Genomic DNA, 16295 nt, shown 5'->3' with positions numbered 1-16295 from the left:
GAAGAGCGAACTTTTGGATTTTTGCGGAGAAGTGGGTTTTGGAAAGCCGGAATGATTTGATTTTGCATTGTCGGCGGGAACAAAAAACGCCATGGATTTTTCCACGGCGTCATTCTGAATCGAATCGCGATTATCGGACGAGCATCTGGACCAGCTTTGTAAATACCCGGTCGGCAAGGGGATTGGTCTCCAGGCCTTCGAACAGGTTGAGCTGATTGAATACGATGCGCCCCTTTCCAAAAGGAATAATTTGCAAATCGACGCCTGTTTTCAATTCACCGTCGGCAATCGAAACCGAGCGCGCGAGGACTTTGGCGTCCGGCAATTCCGTCAGAGAAATGCTCGGAATGACCGACGAGGCGAGATCGTCCAAAATCTGGTGGCCGGCAAATTCCGAAAGCAGTTCGGAGTTATTGACGAGATAATGTACGGAAATTCCGTTCGCACCTGTTGTAAAGTGGGAATCGATCGTCTGCGAAAAGTGGTGGCTGGAATTGAACGTCTCGATATCTTCCGGGTTCAAATCCGAAAGGAAGAGCGTTTTACCGCCCTCGCGGGTAAGCTCCACGATTTTGTTCAAAACGTCGTCGTTCCAGGAACTCAGACTCGCCGTGAAAATGATTTTTTCCGGTCCGGCAAGAGCAGCCTTTGCGTCCGCAGAAGTTTCTCCGCAGTTGTCGAGGAAGCAGACTTGAGACATGGCGCTCTGTACGTCGGCATCTTCGAGAACAAGCATGTTTTCCGTGGTCTCGCTGATGGTTTCCCCGCGGGAAAGGAGAGTCAGTTTCAGCTGGTAAGTTCCCGGTTTTTTCGGGGCGACCGTCGTGAAAGTTCCGAGCGGGGTCAAGCTCGTCTGGCCTTTCGCTTTCTGCTTGTTGCTGGAAACTTTTTTGCCGTCCGCATCGACAATCGCAATTTCAATTTCGACATCTTCGAGGCGGGCGTGGTTCAGCAAGGCGAGCTGGAACGAAATTTCGGTCTGGGGAGCGCTGACCGGTTCAAAACCCGTCACGAGGAGCCGTGTGGGAACGGTGAGCGCTTGGGCAAAGGCTTCCAGATTTTTGGAACCGCGATTTTCATCGACTAGGCCGCTGAAATCCGTGCCGAAGTCCGCCCATTGATCCAGCATAAATCCGGAAACGAGCGGGTTGCTCTGGAGGGCGGCTATCTGCGTGAGCTTGCTCTGCGTCGCGAGCCTTTTGGCATCGGCGTTGAACGCACTGAAGTCCTTCCAGATGGAGAGATTCTTGTCGGCGACAAAGGTTTCGACCTGCTTGAAGAGCAGCCGAATGGCCTTGCTGTTTTTTAGGCTTCGTGGGCCTTTGATATCGGTCGGCTTTGCCGGAAGAATCGAGTGGTTCTTGAATGTCACCAGAATCTTGCCGTTCGTGTCGTTTACAAAATTTGCGTATTCATCCTGGAATTGCGAATTGCCCAAGGTAGTGTCCGGAATGGAAATCTCGCTTTCGTCGTCAATCGCGCTCTTGTCGCAATAGTGGGCGAGAAAATCCGTCAGGGCGGCGTTCGGACTCATGCGCAAGTGCATCCGGTGCGAAGAATACAGCAAAATTTTTTCGTTGGTGACGCCCATCAGTTTGCCGGTATCTTTGCGGAATTCCTCTTCGTTTGAAAGGAATACGCAGTTCAGGTTGCTGATGATGGGGCGGCACTTGTCGTAATTGTCCACGGCGTTCAAAAGCTTGTTTCCGTTTTCCAAAACCAGGGGGCCGTTTTCGGAACCGAGAATCCAAGCGACAATGCAGGGGTGGTGCTTCTGTTCGGACACGAGTTCGGCGATGAGGCGATAGACCTCGTCGAGACCGCGGGGGGTGGAACGCATCGTGTGAATGGGAAATTCCTGAAAAACCAATAGCCCCAGTTGATCGCAAATGTCCAGAGCTTCGTTGCTGAGCGGTGCTCCGTTGGAACGGATGGCGTTGAATCCCGCTTTTTGAATGGCTTCAAGATCCTTGAAAAGCTTTGCCGGGTTCGCATTCCAGAGTCCGCCTTCGCTCCAGTGCTGGGAATAGCTGACTCCCTGAATCTTGATAATGGAGTCGTTGAGGTAGAAGTCGCCCTTGATGCAGTCGAATTTGCGGAAGGCGAAAGTCTTGACAACGGAGAAGGAATGCTCGACTTCGCCCTTGTTTTTTCCTTTGGCTTCCAGCTGGAGTTCCAGGGTGAACAGCTTTGGAGAGGAGAGACCCCAAATATCTTTGTTCTTTTTCAAGTTGTTGATTTTGAGGGCGAATCGGCTGGAGGCGTTTTCCTTTTCCAGTTTCAGCTCTTTGATTTGTTCGCAGACTTCGCCGCGGGGATTGCGCATCAGGATGCGGAGCCGTGTGGAAAATCCGCGGGGATTGTTAAAGGAAACATCGACGGTTACGCGTTCTTCGTCGAGGTCCGGTTCCAGTTGGACGTTGGAAATAAAGGCCGCTCCGCCGAGAATCAGGTCCACGTTCCCGTAGATGCCTCCGAACGGATATTCCGTCCAAGGAAGTCCGACGGGCATTTCCGAGGGCCGAACGAAGCGGTCGTCGGCGCCATCCTTGCTTTCTCTGCCCAAGTCGATGCGGCTGTTGGCGGAACCCATGTTGGCTACGCGAACGCAAAGAACGTTGTCTTCTCCGATCTTTATCGCTTTGGAAAGGTCGAGGAGGCAAGAGGTGTAGGCGCCGAAATGGGAACCGAGGTATTTGCCGTTGAGCCAGAATACGGCGTGCATGGAAATGCGTTCAAAACGGAGGAATACCCGCTTGGCGGTCTGCTTGGCGTCCAGAGTGAAATGCTTGAAATAGTAGGCGGCGTCCTGCGTCAAGGACATCTTGCTGAAATATTTTTCCCAAATGCACGGCACCTGGATTGTTTGCGTGCCTGCCGGATAGGTCGCATACCAGCGATTGATGATGCCCGAATCTTCCGTGTCGAATAAGACATCCCATTCGCCGTTCAAGCTGATAATGGAGTTCATTCGCGAACTTTGTGCGTTTTTTTGTTGTTCCAAATGAGGGCGTTTAGAGGAGGTAGTCATTCGCATTCCTTGTGTATTTCAACGGATTTTTGGGCAAAAAATAGAAAAATTTCAGGAAGAATTTTGCGGCTGGGGAAAATTGGCGGTCAGTAGTCTGGTAAAGTGGTTAGAGAGTGGTGCCTTGGGAGTTGGAAGTTGGGAGCATAGGAGGTGCGGCATCCTGCCGCTTTGATGAAATCGCAAATCGGCTGGCGGTCGTTTCACAATGACGAGCTGCCCGCAAGGATTGCTTTGCCATTGTGTTTGGGCCTTTTTCCGGTTGCCCAAACGCTCGCTGACAATTTTTGGGCGTTTTTCCATTCGCCCACGCGCTCGCTGGGGATTTTTCGTCATTGCGAACCCCGGAGGGGTTATACGACACTTGTCAATTTATTGACTTAGTGGAGTTATCCTCTATGTGGATATACGACACTTGGTAACTTTGTTACCTTAGTGGAGTTATACTCGAAGTGTAGAAGCAATCTTTTTCCGCAGCCCCGGCGGCGCGTCTTAGTTCGTGAGCATGTTGAAGTGACCGAAGCATTTACCAAGGCGATTTTTAGAGGAGGCCTTGACTCCTTTTTCGCATTTCCCAAAGGATAGTTTTGAATGTCGCGTTAGGGATGTGGAGGGCGGCGAAGCCGGTTCCCGGAACGGGAACGGAGCCGCGCAAGACGGCGAACCCCGGAGCAAGCCCGACCGCCGCGAAGCGGCGGGAACGCCCTTCCTTCAAGAACGATTTTTCTGCTTTTGCGATTCGGGCTTGAAACGGACGCTTGGCGATTGGGCAGTGCGGACTGGGACAAAAAAACTCCCGCGGGAAAGCGGGAGCGTTTCAAAGAATTCGCCTTTCGACGGATTAGAACACAAACCAGGTGAGATAGACTTTGTAAGCGATGCCCCAGTCGAAGCGGCTAAAATCGAAGTTGTTTTCATCAGATTCGCTCCACCAGAGGTATTCCATATTCAGTCCGGTTTTGCCGCTGAGAACCAGGTTCTTGGCGAGTTCTACATGGAGGCCGGCCAGGAAATTGAAGTCGAGTCCGTTGTTGTCCTCTCGATAATGATTGAAGATGAATTCGCCGCCGACAGAGAACGGGGCAAAGGTTGTGGGGAGGTAGTAGTCGAAACCGGCACCGATATGGATGGCCGTGTAATCGTCGCCCAAATCGACTTTGGCACCGCCGTCCGCTTCAACGGTGGTTTCGCCGTGGTGCGACAAACCGAAGATTCCGGTCAAGGTCATCGACGGGTTGAGGTTGAAAACGAGGTTCAAATAACCGGCTCCGCCAATCGCTTTGACCACGTCCAGGCCGATTCCGAAGAACGGCTTGTCGCTGCTGCTCTTTGCCGGAGCGGCTTTGGCTGTGGAAGTTGTGGTGTACGTTCTGGCCGGCGCAGCTGCGGGTTGGGCAGGAGCTTCTTCGACGACTTCTTCGTATTCTACGACTTCGTATTCGTCTTCCTGTGCAAAAGTGGCACCTGTCAGTGCCAAGGCGGCGAAAATAGATACAAATGCTTTTTTCATTTTTTCTCCTATGGGTTTAATTGCTCAAAAGATAGCAAATTGAACAAATATTTAAAGGCTTGGGAACTTGGAGAGGTTTGAAGGAAAAAATGGCAAAAATTTCTGTAATTGAATGAAAATAATGTCTGAACTTCGACGACGCTATGCTTAAAAGGCATAAATCCTTATGAAAATAAAGTATTTGATATTGGCAAATCTTTTCGCTAAATTAAAGGCATCGGAAAACCTAAATCGTGAGGACAGGATGAAAAAGAAAATTCTACTCTCCATTGCCACCTTAAGCCTTCTCTTGTTTACCGCTTGTTCGGAGGAAAAAAATATGCAGACAACTGAAAAGGAAAATAAGCTCGCCCTTTCGGAAGAATGGGACAAAGTCTTTCCCCAAAGCGACAAGGTGATTCATTCCAAGGTCACTTTCCGGAACCGTTACGGAATCCCCCTTGCTGCGGACCTTTACATTCCCAAAAAGGGAACGGGAAAGTGGAGGGCGATAGCCGTCAGCGGGCCGTTTGGCGCGGTCAAGGAGCAAGCGTCCGGATTTTATGCGCAGACACTTGCCGAAAACGGCTTTTTGACTTTGGCTTTTGACCCGTCCTTTACCGGGGAAAGCGGCGGCGACGTGCGGAACGTGGCATCGCCGGATATCAACACGGAGGATTTCAGCGCGGCGGTGGACTATCTGGTTAATCGCAGCGACGTGGATTCTTCCAAGGTGGGAATTTTGGGCATTTGCGGATTTGGAGGCATCGGCATCAACGCTGCGGCGATGGATACCCGAATCAAGGCGACGGTGGCCAGCACCTCGTACGATATGACCCGTGTTACCGCCAACGGTTACAACGACGTAAACGACAATGTGGATGCCCGGCAGAAAATGCTGGAATCTTTGAACGCTCAACGTTCCAAGGATTTTGCCCAGGGATTTTACGACAGGGCGGGGGGGAACCAGAAGCCCGAAGAGCAGACCGAGCAAACTCCCCAATTCCTGAAGGATTACAGCAATTATTACATGACGAAGCGAGGATTTCATGCCCGTTCGGTCAATTCCGTGGGCGGATGGAACAAGACCAGCAGCCTTCCTTTTGTTAATATGCCGTTCCTGCAGCGCATCGGCGAAATTCGGAATCCCGTTTTGCTGATTCACGGCGAAAAGGCGCATAGCCGCTACTTTAGCGAGACCATGTTCCAAAATATGCAAAAGGGGCATTTTCCGGAAAACAAGGAACTTCTGATTGTTCCGGGCGCAAACCACGTGGATCTTTACGATAATGCGGAAAAGATTCCTTTTGCAAGGATCGTGGAATTTTTTGGCCGGATGTAATCTGCGTTTCCCGCTCGCCGGAATGGGGGGCGGGATTTTTTTTGCTGTTTTATGAATGGCGTTTCGGGAAGCGCGCCTTTTTCCCGTCATTGCGAGGAGCGTAGCGACCCATGAGCCTTGGAAGCTCTGCTTCCTTTAGGCGAATTGTGCAAAGCCGAAGCAATCCTTGGTTACCGTAATCGTGGCGAAGTTCAGATATCAAATGTCTGTTTTTCTGTACTTGGTGTTGCGCGTCACTTTTTGTTGCCCCCAAAATATGAAAATTTGAAATATTTCCAAAACCTCTTGGTTTTGTTTTTTTTTTGATTACATTTGCGATTGCGAAAACAATAGTCATAAATCTTGAGGTTTAGATATATGATTGGAATCATTCAATTTCCCCACCCGCATGAGGAAGAATATTCAAAAAATATAACCAATGGAATCAAACGTTGGAATGATGGCCGTCATAAAAGAAATTTCATTCTTTCTGCAGACGAGGCCATTACCGCCAAAGGTGCAAAACCGCAGCGATTCGAATCGATTTCCTTTTGGGGCGAATGGGAGCCGGAAGCCGAAGTTGTAAAAACATTTGATAAAAATTCTCCCGCGAAACGCCTGATCAAACCTTTGTTCCCGCAAAAGATGCCCGTTCCTCGCGGAACAAAGTGCTGTGCGAATACGGATCCCTTTGTCTTTGGGGAGCATTTCAAGTATTCCAATTGCCGTCAATGCAACAAGAATGGCGTGGTTAAAACAATGCAAACCCTTTCGGCTGGCTCCCTGATTCTATTCGGGAGCGTTGTTTATGAAGGTAGGCTTCCCAAGAAAGAATTTTTGCTGGATACCGTTTTTGTCACCAAGGACAAAGGCCATCAATTCGTGGCGAATCCATACCGGTCGGCTTTGCAATCCGTTTTGAATTTGAACGGTGCCGATGCCGATTTTGAAGCTGCGACCCTGAAGCCTCTTGCCTTGTCCTCGGGCGCATCGACATTTACCTTGTATCAAGGCCAGACTTATCAGGAAAATCAGGAATTTTTCTCCTTTGTTCCCTGTAAAGAGAACGGAGAGGCCTTTGAGAAGGTCAAATTGACTCCGGATATTGTTCCGGGGTTAACCGCCTGTGCTCAAAACTACTCTATTTTGGGGAAATCGGAAAAGGACGGTTCGAATTCCCGGGAAATTTGGAGTGCCATTGTGGATTATGTTTTGTCTCTGGGCTTGTCCTTGGGAGTTCGTTTTAACAATATCGGGAAACCGGACAAAATTTAAAATTTCCGTTTGATCGATAAATTTTAGAGGAGATAAAATCTTGAAAAAACAACCCATCATTTTTACAATTGCTGCAGTCGCCCTTTTCCTAACCGCTTGCGGAGACGACAACGGTTCTTCCGTCAGCGGTTTCGGCTCGGACTTCGCCTATACGAAAGAGACTCTCGACGACCTGCCCAACTGCACTTCGGATCGCGAGCAGGACACGGCGTTCATCCGGGACGGCAATGAAATCTACGTCTGCGAGGATTTGCGCTGGAAATTTGTCCGCGCGGTCATCGATTCCGTCCAGACGGTGGACGAGCTTTCCGCCTGCACGGACGCTCGCGAGGGCGAAAGGGCGTTCCTGGAGAGCGAACGGGTCGCGCTCGTCTGCTCCGGCGGCAAGTGGTACAAGTTCGACATCGACGACCTGCTGGAATCCAGCAGCTCCGCAGTGTCTTCCTCTTCGGACGCGTGGGAAGAGCTGCCGTCCTCCAGCTCTGCGGCAAAGGTCTCCTCATCGTCCAGCGTGAAAGTGTCTTCCAGTTCGTCGGCAATCGTTTCTTCGTCCAGTGAAAAAGTTTCCAGTTCATCGGCAATTGTTTCCTCGTCCAGCGAAAATGTTTCCAGCTCTTCTGCAACGGTTGTCTCTTCCTCCAGCGTAGAAGAATCTTCCAGCTCGTCATTAGAAGTCTCTCATGGCACGTTCACCGATTCCCGCGACGGTCAGGTTTATAAAACAGTGACGATCGGAACCCAAACATGGATGGCGGAGAACTTGAATTATGATTACAATGAAGGAACCGCTAAAAGTTATTGCTACAGAAACGAGCCGGATTCTTGCGCCAAATATGGGCGGCTCTACCTGTGGAGTGCCGCCATGGACAGTGCCGGAGTCTTTAGCGATGGCGGCAAGGGCTGCGGCTACGACACAACGTGCAAAGCGACGGAACCGGTCCGCGGCGTCTGTCCCGAAGGCTGGCACTTGCCCAGCGACACGGAATGGAAAACTCTGTTCACGGCTGTCGGCGGCACGGGTACCGCCGGAATAATCCTCAAGTCCACTAGCGGTTGGGATGATTACGAAGGCAAAAGTGGCAACGGCACGGACGAATACGGCTTTTCCGTGTTGCCGGCGGGCGACCGCACTGACGATGACTATTACCTCGGCGCCGGCAAGTACGCCTACTTCTGGGGTTCTACGGAGAACAGCAGCCGCTATGCGTACTACTGGGACTTCTACTACGGCTACGAGGGCGTGTACTCGGGTTACAACCTCAAGGGCAAAGGGTATTCCGTACGTTGCCTCAAGGATTAGCTCAAATTTGAAATCGCCTTTCAAAAGCGCGAACCCCATTCAAAACTTAAAAGCTCTGTCAGGCCTAACTCCGGCTTGGCAGTTTTTTTTGTAATCGATTTTATATTTTTACAGGAAACTCTAGGAGATGATTATGGCATTTCAAGAAATCCAAGCGGACGACCTTCAAAACAATCCTTTTCAGCTGTTCCATAAAGATTGGACGCTGATTACCGCCCAGCATGCGGGTAAAACCAATATGATGACGGCTTCCTGGGGCGGCTTGGGAATTATGTGGAACAAACCCGTCGCCTATATTGTCGTGCGCCCCCAGCGTTTTACCAAAAAACTGATAGACGCTTCGGGAACCTTATCCCTCTGCTTTTTCGAGGAAAAATTTCGCAAGGAACTGGCTTTTTGCGGCAAGCATTCGGGAAAGGACGTGGATAAAATCGCGGAATGCCATTTGACTCTACAACACGAAAAGGAAACTCCCTATTTTGATGAGGCATATCTGGTTCTTCTGTGCAAAAAACTCTTTGCGCAGCCCTTCGACAAAAAGAGCTTTGTGGATTTGACCATTCCAGAAAAGGTCTATCAGGACGGCGATTTCCACACACTCTACATTTTGGAAATCGAAAAAATCCTAAAGAAGATCTAGCCCGACTCCCCCTCAACTCCATTTGCGGAAAGCGTCCAAAAAAATTTCGCAGACTTTGCTCATGGCAAAAATAGGCCGACTTAATTTCTCTCACCAGTCCGGGTTTCCAAACGATTTTTCGCAAATGTGATTGCCTGACTCAATTTTTGTTCAAGCAGTTTCTGGTCGGGCAACTTGGTAAGATATTCAGCTACACGGATATTGCTGTCTTCAAGATGCATCAGTTCAACATGTTCGTCGTTTTTCCCTGCGCATAGAATTAAGCCTATCGGCGGTTTTTCCCCTTCCACATGGTCATTCTTTTCTAACCAGCGCAGGTACAATTCCATTTGCCCTTTATAGGCTGCTTTGAATTCACCCAACTTTAGCTCAACAACGACGAGGCAATGCAGGTGACGATGACTGAAGAGTAAATCAATATAGTAGTCCTCATTGTCAACTGTTATTCGTTTTTGACGAGCCATGAAACCAAAATCCGTGCCCATCTCGCAAATGAACCGTTCCATTTCGGCAAGGATCGCGTTTTCAAGATCCTTTTCGGAATAGCTGTCGTGTAATCCAAGAAAATCCAGAAAATAGGGATCCTTAAAAACCAGGTCCGGCGATAACCGATCTGTTTCCTTAAGTACCATTAGATCCTTTTTTATAGTTTCTTCGCTCCTCTTGCTGATTGCGGTTCGTTCGTACAGCATCCCATCTATTTTTTCCCGTAGGGTGCGAACACTCCAATTCTCGAGACGACACATTTCCATATAAAAACTGCGTTTCAGCTCGTCCTGTATCGGAATAAAAAGCGTAAAGTGGCTCCAACTGAATTGTCGCAACAGTGTTGCGACATTTTCCCGATTGGGAAAAGTACTTGAAAATTGCATCATTCGACGTAGATTTTTCTCTGAAAAACTGCCGGTTCCATATTCTTGCCGAAGTTGCTTCGATAAATTGGCGACGATTTGTTTTCCGTAATCCGCACGGCGATCTTTCAGTAAATTTTGATTGATCTTATTTCCAATTTCCCAATATAATGCGGACATCGTGCTGTTTACTTCGACGGCGACCTTTTGCTTTGCGGAATTGATCAGTGTCTTTATTTCAGTAAAGAGTGCCGGAATCTCTATAGTTGCGATTTTATTTGACTTAGGCCTTTTGGTGGAATGATCTTGGTCTCAATCAATTGCTTTCGTTTTCCATATTTTCAATTAAGCTCAATATAGATAATAATCTTCATCACGTAGGGATTTCTCATTTTTCTAAATAAACTCCCGTGCAGAATCTTAAGGAAGTTCCTTTTCGATGGGGAGAATTATAATGTCGGAGGAAAGCGTAATGGAGTTCAGCATACTATCCGCTTCCTAACTCCATTTGCGGAAAGCGTCCAAAAAAATTTCGCAGACTTTGCTCATGGCCTGTTGCTTCTTCCACACCAGCTGCAGTTCCGTTTCCTGTTTCGGGGAAAAGGGACGAAAGCAAAGACGGGAATTTTCAGAGGTGTGAACCAGTTTGTCCAGCGTGATGGCGACACCCAGACCTTCGTCCACCATGAGCGCGGCGTTGAAAATCAAATTGTAAGAAGCGACAACGTGGAGCGAATCCAAATCCCGACCCAGCCAGCCGGAAAAATCCTTGAATTGCATGCTCTGCTGGGAAACAATCAAGGGAACGTCCAGAAGATCGTCAGGCGTAATGCTTTCTTTTTGTGCCAAGGGATGGTCTTTTCGGACAAGGACTCCCCAGACATCCCGCTCGGAAAGGTTCAAAAAATTGTATTTGAAAAAGTTGGCCGAAGTCAGCAAAACGCCAAAGTCCAAAATTCCCTGGTCCAGTTTTTCCGAAACATTGCTGGCGTTTCCGCTGTATAAGTGGATTCGGATTTTCGGAAATTGGGATTGCAAATTTTTGATGATGCGGATGACTTTTCGCATCCCTTCCGTTTCCGCACAGCCGATGTAAATGTCCCCGGCGATTTCCTCGTCCTTGGAGGATGAAAATTCCTGCTCCGTTCGTTTCACAAGAGTCATGATTTCTTTGGCCCGCTGCTTGAAGCGGATGCCTTCCTGGGTGAGGAGCGTTTTTTGCCCAGCGCGGTAAAATAATTTCACGCCCAATTCCTCTTCCAGTTCCTGCATTTGCCGGGAGAGTGTAGGCTGGGTGACAAACAGGACGTTCTGACCGGCGGCAGAAAAACTTTCCGCTTCGGCTATGGCCAAAAAATATTTCAAAGTTCGGATTTCCATGAATGGAAAAATACATAAACTGCATGGAATGGAAAATGGGAAGCATTTTTGCTGTTCAAAGTGGCGCCGGAATTTTTGCAGTTGTCCGTGGACTTCGCTTCTTTGGGGAAAATCGATGCAAATCGTTGGAACGCTTTATTTTTTGAACAGAATTTTTGGGAAAGGATTACAGATGTCTTTTGAAAAAATAGGTTTTGCATTTGTTTGCGCCGGTTTTGCGCATTCTCTTTGGGCGGCACCGCTGGCTTTTCCAGAGGCTCTCGGCTTTGGGGCGAATGCGACTGGCGGCAGAAACGGCAGCGTCTATCATGTGACCAATTTGAACGATTCGGGCGAAGGTTCGTTCCGGGATGCGGTCAGCAAAAGCAATCGCATTGTGGTCTTTGATGTGGGCGGCTATATCCAGCTCAAAAGCGCGGTTTCCATCGCGAGCGACATAACGATTGCCGGGCAGACGGCACCGGGCGAGGGAATCGGATTTCGGGGCGGAAAGCTTTCCATGGGCAAGCAAAAAAACGTGATTGTCCGCTATATCCGCATCCGTCCGGGGAGCGAAACGGCTTCGACAAAGGACGTCGGCATCAATCTTTACAATGCGCGAAACGTGATTCTCGACCACGTGTCCATTGAATTTGCGCCATGGAACAATATCGGCGGCGTGAGCGACGACTGGCAGAATTATCCCGTGACGGATGTGACTATCCAAAGCTGCTTGATTGCCGATCCGATTTACCAGCAATTCGGCGCACACGTGGAATCGGTGAATAGCAACTGGTCCTGGTATTACAATGCCTTTGCCAATACGCACAACCGGAATCCGCTCGATAAAGTGAACGATGTTTTTGTGAACAATATCCTCTATAATTTTGAAGCGGGCTATACGACGCACACGAGCACGAATTTCAAGCACGATATTGTGAACAATTATTTTGTTTATGGTCCCAAAGGAAAAAACGCCTGGTATCAGGTGGATAAAAATCAGTCGATTTATTACAGCGGAAACAAAATCGATACGGACCGGGATGGAATTTTAAATGGCGGAGAGACGACTCCTTACTGGTATCAGGGAGAAGGGACGGTTTTGAGTGAACCCTGGTCCGAACATACGACGGCGAATCCCGTCTATAGCGCAGAAACCGCTTGGCGTCTGGTGACTTCGCAAGCGGGCGCGCTTCCTTACGACGATATCGATTCGCTGGTCTGGTCGCAAATCAACAGTCTCGGGAGTGCTGGCGTACTTTATACGAGTCAGGAACAAACGGGACTTATGAACAACGGCTACGGGGAAATCTTGGGAGACGAAAAGTCTCTCGACAGCGATAACGATGGAATGCCCGACTATTTTGAAGAGGCGTTCGGGAGCGATAAGGATAAAGACGATGCGATGGTTATCGGCGATGACGGATATGCCCATATCGAGAAGTACATCAATTATTTGGGCGCGCCTCATGCGACGGCGAAAGCGGGGGAGGAAACTCGTGTGGATTTGCGGCAATGGACTTCTGGATTCCAGAGCGTTGCTCCGGTTTATTCCATAAAGGCTCCGGAAAATGCTGCCGTCGTGCTGGCGGATGACGGCCATTCGGCGATTTTTACCGCGGATAAAAAGGCATCTGGACTGATGTCTTTTCAATACGTTGTTCGGGGAAATGACGGTTCGGAATATACGGGCAAAGTGGAAATGCTCGTTTCCCCAAATGCCGCCGCGGATTCTACGGAAGAAGACGAACCGTTGCGCTTGACTCCTGGAATTTTTTCTGCGGAAAAGGTTCGGGTGCATCTTGCGGAAGGCTTTGTTTACGCACCGAAATCGGGGTTCTTGCAGATGCAGGTTTTTGATTTGAACGGGAAATGCCTTTTCCGTTTTGCGCGGCAAGTTTCTGCGGGAACGACCTTTTTGAATCTTCCGGCTTCGGTTTCTTCTGGTGTGTCCGCAGTCCGCGTAAAATTCAGGCCTCGGGCGCAATCCAAGTAGTTCTTTCTCTCTGCACAAAAAAGGACAGGTTCGCGCCTGTCCTTTGCATTTTTTTTGCGGAATTATTCGCCGATGAATTTGAAGAAGACGGCTCCGAGAGGTGGCAACTGGATGTTCGCGCTGAACGGGCGATTTTGCCAGGGCGTTTCTTCGGAGTGAATCTCTCCGGCGTTGCCGATGTTTCCGCCGCCCCACATTTCGGAATCCGAATTGAAAATCTCTTGCCAACGTCCGCGAATCGGAAGGCCGATGCGGTAAGGCGTTCTGGGAACCGGCGTGAAGTTAAATGCGCAGAGAATGGTGGCGCCGTGCGCATCGCGACGGATAAAGGAAACGATGGAATTGTCCGCGTCATCGCAGGAAATCCATTCAAATCCTTCGGGCGCATGATCGACTTCCCAAAATGGGCTTTCCGATTTGTAAATGTGCGAAAGCGTTTTGAACATCTGATGCAGTTTGCCGTGGGTTTCCCAAGAAGTCAAGTGCCAGTCCAAGGACTGCTTTTCGTTCCATTCGCGGAATTGCCCGAAATCGTTGCCCATGAAATTGAGCTTTTTGCCGGGATGGGCGAATTGGTAAGCGTAGGCGAGACGCAGGTTGGCGAATTTCTGCCAGTTGTCTCCAGGCATTTTGCCGAGCATGGAACCTTTGCCGTGCACGACTTCGTCGTGGCTGAGCACCAGAATGAAATTTTCGGAATAGGCGTAAACCATGCTGAAGGTGATCAGATTGTGGTGGTATTTGCGGTGGACGGGTTCGTGCTTCATATAAGAGAGGAAGTCGTTCATCCAGCCCATGTTCCACTTGTAATGGAATCCGAGGCCGCCGCGTTCGGGAGGCCTTGTGATGCACGGGAAACTCGTGGATTCTTCGGCGATGAGAATCGCATGGGGGGCAATGCGTCCCATGATGCTGTTCAGGTGCTTGAGAAATTCCAGAGTGTCGTAGTTGATGTTGCCGCCGTCCTTATTCGGGACCCATTCGCCGTCTTTTTTGCCGTAGTCCAGGTAGAGCATGCTCGCGACCGCATCGACGCGCAAACCGTCGCAGTGGAATTCGCGCAGCCAATACATGGCGTTGGCAATTAAAAAGTTGGATACTTCCTTGCGGCCCAGGTTGAAAATATACGTTCCCCAGTCCGGATGTTCGCCTTGGCGCGGGTCGGCATGCTCGTAACAGGCTGTGCCGTCAAAACGCCCGAGCGCATAGGAATCTTTGGGGAAGTGGGCGGGAACCCAGTCCAGAATCACGCCGATTTCGTTCTGGTGGCAAATGTCCACAAAGCGACGGAATTCATCTGGAGAGCCGAAACGGCTGGTCGGCGAGTAGTAGCCCGTCACCTGATAACCCCAGGATTCGTCGAGCGGATGTTCCATAATGGGCAAAAATTCGACGTGCGTATATCCCATTTCCTTCAGGTAGGGGATCAGCCTGTCGGCGAGTTCGTTCCACGAAAGGAACCGGTCCGGATTGGACGGGTCGCGCTGCCAGGAACCGGCGTGCACTTCGTAGATGTTCATGGGGCTGCCAAAAACGCGGGTCGCATAATGCGTGTCCATGTAGAGCTTGTCGTCCCACTTGTAACCGTCGAGGTGCGTTGTCACGCTTGCCGTCGCAGGTCGCATTTCGCTCCATTTGGCGAACGGGTCGGACTTTGTCAAAAGGCGACCGTCCTGGGCGTGGATTTCAAAACGGTAAAGTTCGTTCTCGCCGAGTTCCGGAATAAAAATTTCCCAAACGCCGGAATCCCCAATCATGCGCATCGGGTGGCGCCGACCGTCCCAGCTGTTGAAATTGCCGACGACGGAAACGCTTTTGGCATTCGGGGCCCAAACGGCAAACTGGACACCGCTAAATCCCTGATGACGGACGATGTTCGCTCCGAGTTTTTTATACAGTTCGTAATGGGTTCCGTTTTTGATCAGGTGGCAATCGAAATCGGTCAGGACGGGAAGGAAGGCGTAAGGGTCGATGACGGAATACTGGATGCCGTTATCGAGGGTGATATGCAGCCTGTAAAAGAACGGCTGAAATTCCATATCGAGAACGGCTTCGAAAAATCCCGAATCGCCGATTTTCAAAAAGTCGAAAACGAGTTTTTTGGCGTCGTCCTGCGCGGTTTTGGTTTTTGAAGCGCGCGGCGATTTTGCTTTGCTGGTTTTGGCCGTTTTGGTTTTGGTCGCTTTAGGCGCCGCTTTGGCGTTCTTTTTGCTTGTGCTTTTTTTGCTTGCCTTGACTTCGACTACGGGTTCTTCGGCATTCACAGCACCATAGAGAATTTCGGATTCTACGGATTCGCCGCGGATGGCTGCGGCTCCGGGCAGGTACACGCGGATTACCGTTTTAAGACCGCGGTCCGTTTCCAGAGCGTGAATTCCCAAAATGGAAAAGGGGTCGTGACAGTTGAAATTCCATAGGGAGTTCATTTGGTCTTGAGTCATCGTCGTCATGTTTTGAATATCCATAGAGAACCTTATTTTAGAACCTTTTAGAGTTATTTGTAAAATTACTTTAATTTTTGAACGGTAAATCAAGAAATTTCAAAATTTCCGAAAAATGTTCCCAAGGAATCCTTTAACGCGATAGCCACTCGATCTGTTTTTAAGGCGGGTTCCATTTTTTGTAGAATGTTCAACGATGGAAGCCGAAAATTCGCAAAGCCCTGTTGCAAGTTGTTGAAAAAGTTGTAGGAATGTAGCGCTTAACCGCAACTTGGAAAAAATTGAGGAAGCTAATAAGGTGTATATTTCCAACCAAGGAGCCACCTTATGGCAGAAGAAAATAAACTTGAAAAACAGAAACGTCGCCGCCTGAGTGCGGAGGAGAAAGTCAAAATCCTGAGCGAAATTCTCCTCAAGGGCAGAGGCTTATCTGAACTTGCGGACGAGTACAAGATACATCCGAACAAAATTCTCGAATGGAGGAAGGTACTTTTCGAATCCGCTACGGGGATTTTCGAGCAGAAACGCCCCGACATAACCGAAAAGGCGAAACAGCGTAAAATAGACGTTCTCGAGAAAACCCTGGCCGACAAGG

13 protein-coding genes are annotated in these 16295 nt (G+C 49.5%); 7 read left to right on the top strand and 6 right to left on the bottom strand.

All coding sequences use genetic code 11. The features are described 5' to 3' along the window. Positions 1 to 130 precede the first annotated feature (130 nt). The gene (locus B5D40_RS08675; RefSeq protein ID WP_078776626.1) at positions 131 to 2971 is read right to left on the bottom strand and encodes a glycoside hydrolase family 2 protein; all 2841 of its coding nucleotides are present in this window, start codon (positions 2969 to 2971) and stop codon (positions 131 to 133) included. A gap of 644 nt (positions 2972 to 3615) precedes the next feature. Between B5D40_RS08675 and B5D40_RS15660 the strand changes: the two genes are divergently transcribed. Beyond that, on the top strand, positions 3616 to 3777 hold the full coding sequence (locus tag B5D40_RS15660; RefSeq protein WP_158222085.1) for a hypothetical protein: 162 nt from the start codon (positions 3616 to 3618) through the stop codon (positions 3775 to 3777). Positions 3778 to 3869: 92 nt separating this feature from the next. Here B5D40_RS15660 and B5D40_RS08665 read toward each other — a convergent pair whose 3' ends face one another. After that, entirely contained in the window at positions 3870 to 4538 is a 669-nt protein-coding gene (locus B5D40_RS08665) for a hypothetical protein (RefSeq protein ID WP_078776608.1), read from the bottom strand. Between the two features lie 244 nt (positions 4539 to 4782). Between B5D40_RS08665 and B5D40_RS08660 the strand changes: the two genes are divergently transcribed. Beyond that, positions 4783 to 5859: an alpha/beta hydrolase gene (locus tag B5D40_RS08660; RefSeq protein WP_078776625.1), complete on the top strand. Its 1077-nt coding sequence runs from the start codon at positions 4783 to 4785 to the stop codon at positions 5857 to 5859. Between the two features lie 49 nt (positions 5860 to 5908). On the opposite strand, the gene B5D40_RS15290 is transcribed toward B5D40_RS08660, so the two are convergent. Then, positions 5909 to 6196, bottom strand: a complete 288-nt coding sequence (locus B5D40_RS15290; RefSeq protein ID WP_143394382.1) for a hypothetical protein — start codon at positions 6194 to 6196, stop codon at positions 5909 to 5911. A gap of 20 nt (positions 6197 to 6216) precedes the next feature. On the opposite strand from B5D40_RS15290, the gene B5D40_RS08655 reads away from it, so the two are divergent. From B5D40_RS08655 to B5D40_RS08645, 3 genes are all read left to right on the top strand, one after another. Further along, the gene (locus tag B5D40_RS08655) at positions 6217 to 7113 is read left to right on the top strand and encodes a hypothetical protein (RefSeq protein ID WP_078776607.1); all 897 of its coding nucleotides are present in this window, start codon (positions 6217 to 6219) and stop codon (positions 7111 to 7113) included. A 40-nt stretch (positions 7114 to 7153) separates the two neighbouring features. Continuing rightward, the gene (locus tag B5D40_RS08650) at positions 7154 to 8413 is read left to right on the top strand and encodes a fibrobacter succinogenes major paralogous domain-containing protein (protein ID WP_233134240.1); all 1260 of its coding nucleotides are present in this window, start codon (positions 7154 to 7156) and stop codon (positions 8411 to 8413) included. Between the two features lie 133 nt (positions 8414 to 8546). Further along, positions 8547 to 9053, top strand: a complete 507-nt coding sequence (locus B5D40_RS08645) for a flavin reductase family protein (protein WP_078776624.1) — start codon at positions 8547 to 8549, stop codon at positions 9051 to 9053. 80 nt (positions 9054 to 9133) lie between these two features. Here B5D40_RS08645 and B5D40_RS08640 read toward each other — a convergent pair whose 3' ends face one another. Both B5D40_RS08640 and B5D40_RS08635 read right to left on the bottom strand, forming a co-directional pair. After that, a complete protein-coding gene (locus tag B5D40_RS08640) occupies positions 9134 to 10162 on the bottom strand; it encodes a PDDEXK nuclease domain-containing protein (RefSeq protein ID WP_078776605.1) in 1029 nt (342 codons plus the stop codon). A gap of 240 nt (positions 10163 to 10402) precedes the next feature. Further along, entirely contained in the window at positions 10403 to 11284 is an 882-nt protein-coding gene (locus B5D40_RS08635) for a LysR family transcriptional regulator (RefSeq protein WP_078776604.1), read from the bottom strand. Positions 11285 to 11456: 172 nt separating this feature from the next. Between B5D40_RS08635 and B5D40_RS08630 the strand changes: the two genes are divergently transcribed. Further along, positions 11457 to 13259, top strand: a complete 1803-nt coding sequence (locus B5D40_RS08630; protein WP_078776603.1) for a hypothetical protein — start codon at positions 11457 to 11459, stop codon at positions 13257 to 13259. A gap of 62 nt (positions 13260 to 13321) precedes the next feature. On the opposite strand, the gene glgB is transcribed toward B5D40_RS08630, so the two are convergent. Next, positions 13322 to 15724 carry a 1,4-alpha-glucan branching protein GlgB gene (gene glgB / locus B5D40_RS08625; RefSeq protein ID WP_233134239.1) on the bottom strand — a complete coding sequence of 801 codons (2403 nt, stop codon included), beginning with the start codon at positions 15722 to 15724 and terminating at the stop codon, positions 13322 to 13324. Positions 15725 to 16027: 303 nt separating this feature from the next. On the opposite strand from glgB, the gene B5D40_RS08620 reads away from it, so the two are divergent. Next, the coding region (locus tag B5D40_RS08620; protein ID WP_144319685.1) for a transposase at positions 16028 to 16295 on the top strand (268 nt) is incomplete at its 3' end.

This window comes from Fibrobacter intestinalis (genome assembly GCF_900167415.1).
Lineage (GTDB): Bacteria > Fibrobacterota > Fibrobacteria > Fibrobacterales > Fibrobacteraceae > Hallerella > Hallerella intestinalis.
This window is presented reverse-complemented; position numbering and strand designations above follow the sequence as displayed.

Excerpts from the sequence above, each read along its gene's own strand:
- B5D40_RS08675 (WP_078776626.1), bottom strand. The coding sequence starts at position 2,971 with ATGAACTCCATTATCAGCTTGAACGGCGAATGGGATGTCTTATTCGAC.
- B5D40_RS08630 (WP_078776603.1), top strand. The coding sequence starts at position 11,457 with ATGTCTTTTGAAAAAATAGGTTTTGCATTTGTTTGCGCCGGTTTTGCG.
- glgB (WP_233134239.1), bottom strand. The coding sequence starts at position 15,724 with ATGGATATTCAAAACATGACGACGATGACTCAAGACCAAATGAACTCC.
- B5D40_RS08660 (WP_078776625.1), top strand. The coding sequence starts at position 4,783 with ATGAAAAAGAAAATTCTACTCTCCATTGCCACCTTAAGCCTTCTCTTG.
- B5D40_RS08635 (WP_078776604.1), bottom strand. The coding sequence starts at position 11,284 with ATGGAAATCCGAACTTTGAAATATTTTTTGGCCATAGCCGAAGCGGAA.
- B5D40_RS08645 (WP_078776624.1), top strand. The coding sequence starts at position 8,547 with ATGGCATTTCAAGAAATCCAAGCGGACGACCTTCAAAACAATCCTTTT.
- B5D40_RS08665 (WP_078776608.1), bottom strand. The coding sequence starts at position 4,538 with ATGAAAAAAGCATTTGTATCTATTTTCGCCGCCTTGGCACTGACAGGT.
- B5D40_RS08655 (WP_078776607.1), top strand. The coding sequence starts at position 6,217 with ATGATTGGAATCATTCAATTTCCCCACCCGCATGAGGAAGAATATTCA.
- B5D40_RS15290 (WP_143394382.1), bottom strand. The coding sequence starts at position 6,196 with ATGACTATTGTTTTCGCAATCGCAAATGTAATCAAAAAAAAAACAAAA.